Origin of the sequence: Exiguobacterium sp. s101 (genome assembly GCF_018617835.1) — a bacterium.
Lineage (GTDB): Bacteria > Bacillota > Bacilli > Exiguobacteriales > Exiguobacteriaceae > Exiguobacterium > Exiguobacterium marinum.
The window spans coordinates 372355-384499 of the sequence record NZ_JACSKX010000001.1 but is presented as its reverse complement, the minus strand read 5'-3'; the positions used below and the strand labels follow the sequence as shown (position 1 = coordinate 384499).

Here is a 12145-nt window from a genome sequence, read left to right as displayed (position 1 = left end):
TATGAAGCGAGTCATGGGACTCGATGTCGGTTCGAAAACAATTGGTGTCGCGGTAAGTGACCTAATGGGATGGACGGCACAAGGTGTGGAGACGGTCTACTGGACTGAACCTGACTTTGAAGAGGCCGTTCGTCTCCTTCGTCCGATTATCGAACAGTACGATGTGAAAGAAATTGTTGTCGGTCACCCGAAAAACATGAACGGAACAATCGGTCCTCGTGGAGAGGCGTCAGAAGCATTTGCTGAAGTCCTCACTGAACAGACTGGTCTTCCGAGTGTGTTGGTGGACGAACGATTGACGACGATGCAGGCGGAACGGATGCTCATTTCAGCAGATGTCAGCCGCAAAAAGAGAAAAGCGGTCATCGACAAAATGGCGGCCGTGATGATTTTACAAAACTACCTGGATCGTTCCGGGAATTAAAGGAGGAATCTCTCATGGCAGAAATCCGTCGTGAAGAAGAAATGTACCGTATTCCAGATGAAAATGGAGATGAGCATTTATTTGCAGAAATTTTCCGTATGACAAGCGACCGCACGAAAAAGACATTCGTCGTACTTGAGCCGGTCGGCGCTCCGGAAACAGAAGATGAAGACACAATCGAAGTATATGCATTTGAAATTGAAGAACTTGAAGATGGCGAATTCATCTTGAAGCTTGTCGAAGACGATGAAGACTTTGACGAGGTTATGGAGGCATTCGATATCGTCAGCGACGAAGTCGGTCTAGACTAAATAGGGGACGGGCGGCTAGGGATCATCCCTCGTCGCCTCTCTTTTTAAAAAGAACAGGGGAGAAATGCATGAATCATCCATCTATGTCAGATGAGAAACGTGCCCGCAACCGAATCGTTCGTCGTATCACGGTTGTCATCCTTGCCATCTTCCTTCTCGTCATCGCCACAGGATCTGCTCTCGCATATGTATTTGTGAAGCGCTCTGTCGAACCGATTGACCCGACATCGACGGAAACGGTCGAGGTCGAAGTCCCACTCGGAGCTGGTTCGGGATACATTGGTGAATTACTTGAAGAGAATGGGCTTGTAAGGAGTAGCACGATTTTCCGTTTCTATACACGCTTTAAAAATGAATCTTCGTTTCAGGCGGGGACGTATACACTATCTCCGTCACAATCAATCGATGAGTTGATTGAAACGTTGCAAACAGGTAAAGTCATTGTGGTCCCTGATATCAAGCTTGTCATTCCGGAAGGGTTCACAATCGACCAGGTGATTGCGCGACTTGCGAAAGTCGCTGAGATTCCGAAAGAAGAAATTTCAGAACAATTGAGTGACCGTGAATACATTCAGTCTCTCGTGAATGAGCACGAAATGTTGACGGAGGAAGTGTTGCAGGACGGCATCTATCATCCGCTTGAAGGATACCTGTTCCCAGCCACATATGAATTTAATAAAGGGGTAACGCTCAACGAAATTATCGATGAGATGTTATTGCCGACTGAAAGTATGTATCAAGAATACAAAGGTCGTTTAGCTGATTCAGGACGTACGTTCCATGAGACGCTCTCTCTTGCATCCGTTGTCGAGAAAGAGGCCGTGTCGACGGAAGACAGAAAAGAAATCGCCGGTGTCTTCGAGAATCGTTTAAGCGACGGAATGAGATTACAATCTGACCCGACCGTTTGGTACGGTACAGGAGAAACATCAATTTTCACTTCGTTCGCTGACTTGGAGAACGATTCCTTATATAATACGTATCGTTATGAAGGCATTCCAGTTGGACCGATTGCGGCCGTGAGCCGTGACGCCTTTGAGGCAGTGCTCAACCCGAACGATACAGAGAACATTTACTTCTACGCACGCCCTCCACGTGAAGGGTTCCCGAATGGTGAAGTCTTGTTCGAAGTCAACTATGAGGACCACCAACAAAACGTCAATAAGTACCGTTCCGAATGGGAAGCGTTTGAAGAAGCAAACAGTAATTGATGGGACGACCGGAAGCATCTGCTTCCGGTCGTTTGAATGAAGAGAGTGAAGAGGTGGGACGAGTGGACCATGCATCCTATGAAGGATATGTAGAAAAATTGATTAATGACCGCTCCCCGCTTTTGACGGAGATGGAGGCATTCGCGCGCGTTCACCATGTTCCGATTATGGATCTGACAGGTTCTGAAGTGCTTCTCTCGTTACTGGCGATGCAACGACCGGCTCGAATCCTCGAAGTAGGGACGGCGATCGGCTATAGTGCCATTCGCATGGCGGAGTTGTTGCCGGATGCGGAAATCGTCACAATTGAGCGAAATGCTCGCCGGTTTGAAGAAGCGACGGGCTTCATCAAGCGATCAGATGTCCGTGATCGTATCACGCTCATTCATGGTGATGCTGTCGAATTAATCGGTTCGATTGAAGGGAAGTTCGATGCGGTATTTATTGATGCGGCGAAAGGACAATATCAAAAATTTTTTGATGGGTATGGCGCTTTAGTACCAATTGGTGGTACGATTTACAGCGATAATTTGTTTTTGAGAGGAGACGTCCTGCTTGAAGACGTATCAGTACTTGATCGTCGAAGACGCCGGCTTGTCCGTCTTGTAAAACAATTTACTGAGCAATTGATGGCACGGACCGATTATCATACTGCAATTTTGCCCCTTGGTGATGGCCTAGCAATCAGTCGTAAATTACGATGAGGAGGACTTAACTTTGATGCAACATAAACCCGTCATTATTGGCGTGGCCGGGGGGACCGGATCTGGAAAAACGACCGTGGCCCGCGCGCTCGTCGATGCGTTTCAAGGTCAATCGGTCGTCATGATTGAGCAAGACGCGTATTATAAGGATCAATCAGAGATGACAATGGAGGAACGGTACAAAACGAACTACGACCACCCCTTCGCCTTTGATAACGATTTGTTAATCGAACATATCCAACAGTTACAACAGCATCAGGCAGTCGAGAAGCCAGTATATGATTATGCGGCCCATACACGGTCGGACGAGACGATTTTGATCGAGCCGGTCGATGTCGTCATCGTAGAAGGCATATTGGCGCTCGAAGATGCTCGTTTACGTGATTTAATGGATATTAAAGTCTTCGTGGACACAGATGCGGACGTTCGAATTTTACGACGAATGCAACGTGATATTAATGAACGTGGACGCTCGATTGATTCAGTCGTGGCACAGTATACGAATGTCGTACGTCCGATGCATTTGCAATTCTGTGAACCGACGAAGCGGTACGCAGACATCATCGTTCCTGAAGGCGGAGAAAACTTTGTCGCGATTGATTTACTCGTGACAAAAATCCGTTGGGTGCTCACTGAGCGCAATCGCGCGTGAGGAAATAAATCGTTTTCAATTCAACCCTAGCTGTAATATACTAGGAGACAATGAAGGAGTGACAGAAATGGCTGAAAAACAACACTATATGACGTTAGACGGAAAAGCGAAAATCGAGAATGAATTAAACGAACTGAAGACGGTGCGCCGTAAAGAAGTCGTTGAAAATATTAAGATTGCTCGTGATTTCGGTGATTTGTCAGAGAACGCGGAATATGACGCGGCAAAAGAAGAACAAGCGATGGTCGAGGGACGAATCGCACAACTAGAAGAGATGCTCCGCAATGCGGTCATCATTCAAGATGACGCAGGGGATAACTCGGTTGTCTCTATCGGTAAGACAGTGACGTTCTTCATTCAAGAAGACAACGAAAACGAAACGTATACAATTGTTGGTGGAGCCGAAGCGGACCCGTTCACAGGGAAGATCTCGAATGAATCACCGATTGCCAAGGCATTGCTTGGACGTACAATCGGAGACGTGGTTACGGTTCAAACACCGGGTGGCGACATGGTCGTCGAAATAAAAGAAATCAAATAAATTGTTGAGCGACCTCCTATTCGGAAGTCGCTCTCTTTATGAGGAGGAACCGGAATGAAAGTAGGCATCATCGGCGCGATGGAAGAAGAAGTGAATTTGCTTCGGAATGAGTTGACGGAACGGAAAGATACGGAAATCGCAAACTATCATTTTTATGAAGGCTATCTTGGAAACATGCAAGTCGTCATCTTGAAGTCGGGCATTGGCAAAGTCAATGCGTCAATCGGGACGACACTCTTGATTGATAAGTTCAAGCCGGACGTTGTCATCAATACAGGCTCTGCCGGCGGCTTTAAAAAAGGAATGAAGGTCGGCGACGTCGTCGTCTCGACGGAAGTCCGTCACCACGATGTCGACGTGACTGCTTTCGGGTATGAATACGGGCAAGTTCCAGGGATGCCGCCGGCGTATGAGGCAGATGCCAAACTCGTCAGTGTTTGTAAAGATGTGATTGAAAGCTTGCCTGATGTGAATGTCCACCAAGGGTTGATCGTCACAGGAGATTCATTCATCAATGACTCGAAACGTGTAGCAGACATTCTTGGACATTTCGACGAGGTCGCTGCTGTCGAGATGGAAGCTGCACCAATTGCACAAACATGTTATCAGTTCGGCGTACCGTTCGTCGTGACACGTTCCATCTCGGATAGTGCGGATGAAGAGGCGAACTTGTCATTCGATGAATTTTTAGAAACGGCTTCGATTAATTCTGCGAAGATGGTCATGGCTGTTACGAAGCGACTAGAACAGGCATAACCGAGTTATACCGAAGAGGATGCATTGACATCCTCTTTTTATTCCCTTATATTAGTACCAGATACTAAGAATAGGGGTCGACGATATGAATATTGGAATCATCGGCATCGGATCGTTCTTACCGGACAATCGGGTGACAAATATCGATTTAGAAAAGCGAATGGATACGAGCGATGAATGGATTCGTACGCGTACAGGCATCGAGGCACGACATTTAGCAGAAACAGGGACGTCGGTTGCAGATATGGCAACACGTGCCGCAGAGCGTGCTCTACAGAGCGCAGGAGTCACGATTGATGAGATTGAGGCAATCGTTTGTGCGACGGCTACAGCACCATCTTTCCCGGCAACAGCATGCCTCGTGCAGGCGAATCTCGGTGCAAAGCGGGCCGTGGCGTTTGACGTGAGTGCAGCATGTAGCGGATTCATCTTTGCGATGGACACTGCGAAGAGCTTGATGGATTCAAAAGGGTTTAAAAAGACGCTCGTTATCGGGGCAGAAAAGATGGGAAGTCTGATTGATTGGGATGACCGATCGACGGCTGTCCTCTTCGGGGACGGGGCAGGTGCCGTCGTACTTGGAGAAGATGAGGTCGCTTCAATTGACTCATTCGTACTCGGGAGTGACGGTACTGGTGGTAAATACCTATATGAAAATGAAGAGGGTAAAATCGTCATGAATGGTCGTGAAGTCTTCAAGTTTGCGGTACGTAAAATGCCGGAAATCGTACTTGAAGCGCTTAATAAAGCGGATAAATCGTTGAATGATCTCGATGTTCTCGTACCGCATCAGGCGAACCGCAGAATCATCGATGCTGCGATGGAACGGTTGAATTTAGAAGAAGAGAAAGTCGTCATGACCATTCAAGACCATGCAAACACATCGGCAGCATCCATTCCGCTCGCTTTAGCCGAAGCGGTAAAATCAGGTAAAATCCAAGATGGACAAACGGTCGTCATCGCAGGGTTCGGTGCCGGTCTCACATGGGGTGCTAGCTGTTTGACATGGAATCAGGCAACAATTACGGAGGGGAATCATCTATGAAACGAGTAGTAGTAACAGGGTTAGGAGTCGTATCACCGTTAGGAAACGACGTGTCGACAATGTGGGATCGCCTTTTAAAAGGGGACAATGCGATTGATACGTTGACGAAGATTGACATCAGTCAGTATCCGGCGAAGGTTGGGGCAGAAGTGAAAGAATGGAGCATTGAACACTTAGTTGAACCGAAAGAAGCACGTAAGATGGACTCTTTCATTCAATATTCACTTTTAGCAGCAGATGCTGCGCATAAAGACAGTGGGCTCGATGTGAAAGCGATGGCGGATGATGTCGGTACTTGGATTGGGAGCGGAATCGGTGGCGTCGAAACGATTGATAAACAATCTGCCATCCTACACGAACGTGGACCACGTCGTGTCAGTCCATTCTTCATTCCAATGATGATTCCGAATATGGCTAGCGGACAAGTGTCTATTTATCTTGGCGCAAAAGGACCGAGTAACTGTTCCGTGACAGCTTGTGCATCAGGGACGAACTCTATCGGGGAAGCGTTCCGCGTTATTCAACGTGGAGATGCGATTGCGATGTTCGCTGGTGGGGCGGAAGCACCGATCACACCACTCTCGTTCGCAGGGTTCTGTTCCAACAAAGCATTGTCAACGAATCCGGATCCAAGTACGGCGTGCCGTCCGTTTGACGAGAATCGTGACGGGTTTGTCATGGGAGAAGGAGCAGGTGTGCTCGTCTTAGAAGAATATGAGCATGCATTAGCACGAGGTGCGAAAATGTATGCAGAAGTCGTCGGATACGGCATGAGTTCAGATGCTTATCACATCACAGCACCGTCACCAGAGGCAGAAGGTGGCTCGAAGGCGATGAGTGAAGCGATTCGTGATGCCGGGATTAAACCGGAAGAAGTTCAATACATCAACGCGCATGGAACGAGCACGCCGCTCAACGATATGCTCGAAACAAAAGCGATTCGTCGTGTGTTCGGAGAACATGCCGACAAGCTCGCAGTGAACTCCTCGAAATCGATGATTGGACACCTCCTTGGTGGTGCAGGTGGCGTCGAGGCCGTCATCACAGCGCTTTCGATTCATGAAGGTAAAATTCATCCGACGATTAACTGCGAATCACCTGCAGCGGATTGTGATTTAGACTATGTACGAGAAGGAAATCGGGAACTTGAAATCCAGTATGCACTTAGTAACTCACTCGGCTTCGGGGGCCACAATGCGACACTCGCATTTGCGAAAGTGACGAACTGACGGTAGAAATATCATTCAAAAAAGGTTAGGGTATAAGGGTTGGTCTAACAGAAAGGAGCACAACGAATGAAAAAGAAATCATTCATCGTGACCGCCTTGTTAGGTTCAGTCCTTATCCTTTTTTTATTTATTTGGAACGAACAACGAGAGCAGTCACGTGAACTATTACCGCTAGAAGAGCAAACCTTGACGATTTACGGAGAGTCACTTCCAACACAACCGGATGTCATGTTAGCGATTGATCCGGCATCACAAACAATATTGTCGCATCTATATGAAGGACTGTATCGCTTTGGTGAAGATGGGTCCATCGAGCCGGCCCTTGTCGAAAAATTGGAGCGTTCAGAAGACGGGACGGTATATACGTTTACGTTAAAAGAGAGTATGACAACAGAAGGAAACGCGATTACGGCGCAAACGTTCATCGACCATTTTCGTAAACTTGTCGATGATGACACGAATTCACCATTCAGTTTTTTACTCGCAGATGTCAAGTCGGCAAAAGAAATTGGTTTGGGGCAAAAAGAGCCCAGTACGTTAGGAGTTAAGGCAATCGATGATCAAACGCTCGAACTGACCCTCATCCGACCGATGGAAGGATTCGAGAAGGTACTAGCGATGCCCGCATTTTTACCACAACTATCGGCGAAGGCGTGGGATGAACTAGAAACAAACGGTCCGTTTGAAATCAATTCAATTGATGATACAACTGTCTCGTTACATAAAAACGAAACGTATCGTGAGGCGGAGAGCGTCATGCTCGAAACCGTTTCTATCCGTAGTGAGCCGAACTTGTCCGAAACATCCGGGATGCATCCGATTCCATATGATTTTGACATGTCTACTGTTAACGAAGAGGTCATGACGATTCGGGACGTATCACGGAGTGGTGTATTTTACTTAAAACCGAATGTTGAAAAAGCACCGTTTAATGATGTAGCGTTTCGACAAGCCCTCGCGTTGACATTAGAACGGACGGCGATTGAAGATTCTCTCGCACGAGCGGAGCAAACAACGGAACGATTGCTCGTCATGGACGAAAAGTCAGCTGTCAAAGAGCTAGAAGGAGACCCCAGTCAATTATTTGAGGATGTAAAACAACGTCTCAAGAAGGACGAAGTGGAGATTGAACTGCTTAGTTTTGTTGATGAGGAAGCACGCCAAATTTCAACAAAGTTGAAAGAGAATTTAGAACAGTTAAACGGATTAACAGTCAAAGTCATCGAGCTTCCCTTAGGAGATAAAGTTAGGAAAGAAGTCTCAGGTGATTACACATTCTCCTTGTCGGGTTGGCAACCAGACTATCCAATGTTATCAGCCTATTTGACTCAATTTGAGACAGAAAATGTGTTGAATTCGAGTCGATATGCAAGTGAGTCGTATGATGAGTTGCTGGATCAGGCGCGCGTGACAGAGAATTTAGATGAACGAAACAAGATCTTACGACAGGCAGAAGCACAGTTGTTAGAAGAAGCAGTTGTTATGCCAATCTATCAAGCAGGACGTTCATATATGATTGATAAAAGTTATGATCATGTCGGTTATCCGGTCATCGGTCCTTCATATGTCCTAACGTTTACAAAAAAATATGAAAATTGAGCTAAAAGCCCGCCGCTGTAGGCGGGCTTTTAGCCTATAGAGAAAATTTTTTAGAAAAATCAAAATAAACACTTTGCAAAATTATCAGAATATTGTATTATTGCATCAACGGGATTTTGGTAACAAATACTGTCAGAACAAATGACTGAATTTTCTACCATCATTCAATTCGTTAAAACGAAAAAATCAGGGGGTCATCGCAATGAATAAGAAAAAAGGTTTTGCTTTAGCATCTTCGGTTACACTTTTATCTAGTGCATTCCTAGCTGCATGTTCGACAGGGGATGAAGACACAGGGTCTTCAAACGGATCAGGTTCGGAAGGTTCTGCAGATGAAGCGCAAGTCCTCAACTTGCTCGACAGCTCGGATATTCCTTCACTTAACCCTACACTCGCAACGGATGCTGTATCGTTCAACGTGTTGAACAACGTTAACGAAGGTCTTTACCGTATGGATGAGAACGATGAGCCAACTCCGGGTATGGCTGAATCTCACGAAGTTTCAGAAGACGGGAAGACTTACACATTCAAGCTTCGTGAAGGCGCGACTTGGTCAAACGGGGAGCCTGTCACAGCGAACGACTTCGAATACGCTTGGAAAGAAGTACTCAACCCAGATAACGCTTCACAATATGCATACGTTATGTCTGTCATCGAAGGCGCAGATGCGTACAATACAGGCGAAGGCGAACGCGATGCAGTAGGCGTTAAAGCAATCGACGATCAAACACTTGAAGTTAAATTGACAGCACCAGCTGACTACTTCCTCGGATTGACAAGCTTTGGTGTCTTCATGCCAAAACTTGAATCATTCGACACAGAGCAAGGCGAAAACTTCGGTACATCTGCAGAGACGACTCTTTACAACGGACCGTTCAAACTCGATAGCTGGGAGCGCGAACAAGGTTGGAAGATGGTCAAGAACGAAGACTATTGGGATGCAGAAGCAGTTAAACTTGAAGAAATCAACGTTAAAGTCGTTAAAGAAGTTTCGACAGGTGTTAACTTGTACGAAAATGGTGACGTTGACCGCACAGGCTTGACTTCGGAGCTCGTAGCCCAATATCAAGATAACGAAGACTTCTCAACAGTCGTAGAACCGACGATTTTCTATCTCCAATTCAACACAGAAGTGGAAGAGCTTAACAACCAAAAAATTCGTAATGCGATTGACCGCGCTTACGACAAGTCTGCGATTGCAGAAACACTTCTTGCGAACGGTTCAATCCCTGCGAACTTCTTCGTTCCAAAAGACTTCGCATCAGGTCCTGACGGAAAAGACTTCCGTGAAGGTAATGGAGATATCGGCGGATACAACGTTGAAGAAGCTCAAAAACTTTGGGAAGAAGGGCTTTCTGAGCTCGGAACAGAAGAAATTGAACTTGAACTTCTCAACTATGACTCAGAATCTGCGAAGCAAATCGGTGAGTTCATTAAAGGTGAACTAGAGAAAAACCTTCCAGGTATGACGGTTACTATCAAGCAACAGCCGTTCAATAACAAACTTGACCTTGAGAACAACGGAGACTTCGAGTTCACGTTCGCTGGTTGGGGTCCTGACTACCAAGATCCAATGACATTCGTTGACCTCTTCGTCACTGACGGACCATACAACCGTGGTAAATGGTCGAACGAAGAATTCGATAAACTCATCGCTGATGCGAAATCAAGCACAGACCCTGCTGAGCGTTGGACTCAAATGCAAGATGCTGAGAAAATCGTTCTTGAAGAGAACGCAATCTCACCAGTTTACCAACGTGGTTCAGCTCGCCTTACGAAACCATACGTTAAGGATATCGTCGAGCATGCATTCGGTGCGGACTACTCTTACAAGTGGGCTTCAATCGAAGGCAAAGAATAATCAATCATCTTTACTAAGAGAGACAGGGACGCCTGTCTCTCTTTTTTGTGTATTAAAAAGACTCTCAAAAAATGAACTGCACCCCAATTGTTAGACACATCTAACAATTGGGGTGCAGTTTTTTAATAGGTTAAATTACTTTTACACTTTTGCCCGTTTGCGACTAAGACCCATCGCTTTTTCAATCTTCGCGAGATTTTTATTGGCGACGGCTTCTGCTTTCGCGCGGCCAGCATCGAGAATTTCATCGAGTTCTGTAGAATCGATCAGTTCGTGGAAACGCGCTTGAATCGGTTCAAGTAAAGCGACGACAGCTTCCGCCACATCTTGCTTGAACGTTCCATAATTGGAGTTCTCATATTGTTTGACGAGGTCGTCAATCGATGTCCCTGTCGAGAGTGAATAAATTTCTAATAAGTTTGAAATACCTGGTTTGTTCTCACGATCGAACGAGATGACACCGCTCGAGTCCGTGACGGCACTCTTGATCTTCTTACGAATGACATTTGGTTCATCGAGCATTGAAATATACCCTTTTGCGTTTGTATCCGATTTTGACATCTTCTTCGTCGGATTCGTAAGAGACATAATGCGTGCGCCTTCTTTTTGAATGAGTGGTTCTGGCAACGTGAACGTCTCGTAGTAGCGTTTATTGAAACGTTCTGCCAAATCACGCGTTAATTCGATGTGTTGCTTTTGGTCATCCCCGACAGGAACGAGTTCTGTATTGTATAACAAGATATCAGAGGCCATGAGGGTCGGATAAACAAACAACCCTGCGCCAACGTTTTCGTTGCCTTGCGACTTATCTTTGTATTGCGTCATGCGTCCGAGTTCACCCATGCCGGCGATACATGTTAACATCCATCCAAGTTGGGCGTGCGCTTTTACTTCAGACTGTACGAAAATGGTTGCTTTCTCTGGGTCGAGACCCGATGCAAGATAAAGTGCTGCTAGTTTCCTTGTGTTGTTCATGAGCTCGATGCGGTCAAGTTGAACTGTGATTGAATGTAAATCGACGATACAATAATATGCATTGTGATCGTCTTGTAGGTCGACGAATTGCTTCATCGCGCCAAGGTAGTTTCCGAGCGTCACGACGCCGGTCGGTTTAATACCTGAAAAAATAGTTGCCATGTGTATACACCTCCGTAAAATATAAAAAACCGCAGTCGTCCGCCCGAAAAAATCGGGACGAATAACCGCGGTGCCACCCAAATTTGCATGAAATATGCCACTTGAACGCAATAACGAGCGTGAACCGTCTCGCCATACTCAAGTTCAAGCGAGCCACTCCAAAGTCCATTCGTTCAAAGTCTTATCATCTACTCGCAGCACCGTAGACTCTCTGGAGAAAAGGAAATTTGAACTACTTGTCTTCTTCCATGTGTTCTTATTCTGCATTAAGTTTAGCACAGAATCCGACTAACTAAAAGATGAATTAAATCAACGCAATGAGGAATGAGAGTACGGTACTCCCGACTCCCACGTACACCCAGCTCCACGCTGATTGTTTGCGAAGAAGACGATTTTCAGGATCTTCTTCCTCGTCCTCTTCATAGTCTGAATCGATTTCTTTAAGTTTCGCCCGTCGATTTCGTTTGAAACCATACATGAAGCCATCGAACAGACCGGTCGCGCTCATATGTGAAAACATTCCGATCGCAAACGTGAGAATTCCTGAAACGAATAATCCGCCACTCAAATGAAAGAGAAAAGATTCACTTCGATAATAGGCGGAAAAGGACCAAATGGTGTAGACGATTGTAACAATTCCCCAAACAAAAAATATATTTCGAAACTTTTTCAACG

The 12145-nt window shown here is 46.0% G+C and carries 13 protein-coding genes and 1 other annotated feature; of the genes, 11 read left to right on the top strand and 2 right to left on the bottom strand.

The genetic code is table 11. The features are described 5' to 3' along the window. The first annotated feature begins 1 nt into the window (after position 1). The 11 genes from ruvX to KNO76_RS01940 all read left to right on the top strand — a co-directional run bounded on the left by ruvX (position 2) and on the right by KNO76_RS01940 (position 10333). Positions 2 to 424, top strand: coding sequence for a Holliday junction resolvase RuvX (gene ruvX / locus KNO76_RS01990; RefSeq protein WP_214881914.1), 423 nt, complete (start codon positions 2 to 4; stop codon positions 422 to 424). Positions 425 to 438: 14 nt separating this feature from the next. Further along, positions 439 to 735: a DUF1292 domain-containing protein gene (locus KNO76_RS01985; RefSeq protein WP_026826425.1), complete on the top strand. Its 297-nt coding sequence runs from the start codon at positions 439 to 441 to the stop codon at positions 733 to 735. Between the two features lie 68 nt (positions 736 to 803). Beyond that, the gene (gene mltG / locus KNO76_RS01980; protein WP_026826424.1) at positions 804 to 1946 is read left to right on the top strand and encodes an endolytic transglycosylase MltG; all 1143 of its coding nucleotides are present in this window, start codon (positions 804 to 806) and stop codon (positions 1944 to 1946) included. Positions 1947 to 2008: 62 nt separating this feature from the next. Next, on the top strand, positions 2009 to 2650 hold the full coding sequence (locus KNO76_RS01975; protein WP_214700763.1) for an O-methyltransferase: 642 nt from the start codon (positions 2009 to 2011) through the stop codon (positions 2648 to 2650). A 16-nt stretch (positions 2651 to 2666) separates the two neighbouring features. Continuing rightward, entirely contained in the window at positions 2667 to 3302 is a 636-nt protein-coding gene (gene udk / locus KNO76_RS01970) for a uridine kinase (RefSeq protein ID WP_026826422.1), read from the top strand. Positions 3303 to 3369: 67 nt separating this feature from the next. Continuing rightward, a complete protein-coding gene (greA, locus tag KNO76_RS01965; RefSeq protein ID WP_214700714.1) occupies positions 3370 to 3843 on the top strand; it encodes a transcription elongation factor GreA in 474 nt (157 codons plus the stop codon). Positions 3844 to 3897: 54 nt separating this feature from the next. Next, positions 3898 to 4599, top strand: a complete 702-nt coding sequence (gene mtnN, locus KNO76_RS01960) for a 5'-methylthioadenosine/S-adenosylhomocysteine nucleosidase (RefSeq protein ID WP_214881903.1) — start codon at positions 3898 to 3900, stop codon at positions 4597 to 4599. Positions 4600 to 4684: 85 nt separating this feature from the next. Beyond that, positions 4685 to 5644, top strand: a complete 960-nt coding sequence (locus tag KNO76_RS01955; RefSeq protein WP_214700716.1) for a beta-ketoacyl-ACP synthase III — start codon at positions 4685 to 4687, stop codon at positions 5642 to 5644. Continuing rightward, positions 5641 to 6873 carry a beta-ketoacyl-ACP synthase II gene (fabF, locus tag KNO76_RS01950; protein WP_026826418.1) on the top strand — a complete coding sequence of 411 codons (1233 nt, stop codon included), beginning with the start codon at positions 5641 to 5643 and terminating at the stop codon, positions 6871 to 6873. The genes KNO76_RS01955 and fabF overlap by 4 nt, the downstream gene beginning before the upstream one ends. 66 nt (positions 6874 to 6939) lie before the next feature. Beyond that, positions 6940 to 8472, top strand: a complete 1533-nt coding sequence (locus KNO76_RS01945) for a peptide ABC transporter substrate-binding protein (protein ID WP_214881891.1) — start codon at positions 6940 to 6942, stop codon at positions 8470 to 8472. A 202-nt stretch (positions 8473 to 8674) separates the two neighbouring features. Continuing rightward, on the top strand, positions 8675 to 10333 hold the full coding sequence (locus KNO76_RS01940) for a peptide ABC transporter substrate-binding protein (RefSeq protein ID WP_214702332.1): 1659 nt from the start codon (positions 8675 to 8677) through the stop codon (positions 10331 to 10333). Between the two features lie 141 nt (positions 10334 to 10474). Here KNO76_RS01940 and trpS read toward each other — a convergent pair whose 3' ends face one another. Next, complete coding sequence (gene trpS, locus KNO76_RS01935; RefSeq protein WP_214881890.1) at positions 10475 to 11470, bottom strand: tryptophan--tRNA ligase; 996 nt, start codon at positions 11468 to 11470, stop codon at positions 10475 to 10477. A gap of 50 nt (positions 11471 to 11520) precedes the next feature. After that, positions 11521 to 11728 (bottom strand) — a binding site (T-box leader). Positions 11729 to 11774: 46 nt separating this feature from the next. Then, positions 11775 to 12143: a DUF3899 domain-containing protein gene (locus KNO76_RS01930; protein ID WP_214881888.1), complete on the bottom strand. Its 369-nt coding sequence runs from the start codon at positions 12141 to 12143 to the stop codon at positions 11775 to 11777. Between the last annotated feature and the right edge of the window lie 2 nt (positions 12144 to 12145).

Bases quoted from the DNA above. Each gene is read 5' to 3' on its own strand.
- ruvX (WP_214881914.1), top strand. From the start codon at position 2: ATGAAGCGAGTCATGGGACTCGATGTCGGTTCGAAAACAATTGGTGTC.
- KNO76_RS01985 (WP_026826425.1), top strand. From the start codon at position 439: ATGGCAGAAATCCGTCGTGAAGAAGAAATGTACCGTATTCCAGATGAA.
- mltG (WP_026826424.1), top strand. From the start codon at position 804: ATGAATCATCCATCTATGTCAGATGAGAAACGTGCCCGCAACCGAATC.
- udk (WP_026826422.1), top strand. From the start codon at position 2,667: ATGCAACATAAACCCGTCATTATTGGCGTGGCCGGGGGGACCGGATCT.
- greA (WP_214700714.1), top strand. From the start codon at position 3,370: ATGGCTGAAAAACAACACTATATGACGTTAGACGGAAAAGCGAAAATC.
- mtnN (WP_214881903.1), top strand. From the start codon at position 3,898: ATGAAAGTAGGCATCATCGGCGCGATGGAAGAAGAAGTGAATTTGCTT.
- KNO76_RS01955 (WP_214700716.1), top strand. From the start codon at position 4,685: ATGAATATTGGAATCATCGGCATCGGATCGTTCTTACCGGACAATCGG.
- fabF (WP_026826418.1), top strand. From the start codon at position 5,641: ATGAAACGAGTAGTAGTAACAGGGTTAGGAGTCGTATCACCGTTAGGA.
- KNO76_RS01945 (WP_214881891.1), top strand. From the start codon at position 6,940: ATGAAAAAGAAATCATTCATCGTGACCGCCTTGTTAGGTTCAGTCCTT.
- KNO76_RS01940 (WP_214702332.1), top strand. From the start codon at position 8,675: ATGAATAAGAAAAAAGGTTTTGCTTTAGCATCTTCGGTTACACTTTTA.
- trpS (WP_214881890.1), bottom strand. From the start codon at position 11,470: ATGGCAACTATTTTTTCAGGTATTAAACCGACCGGCGTCGTGACGCTC.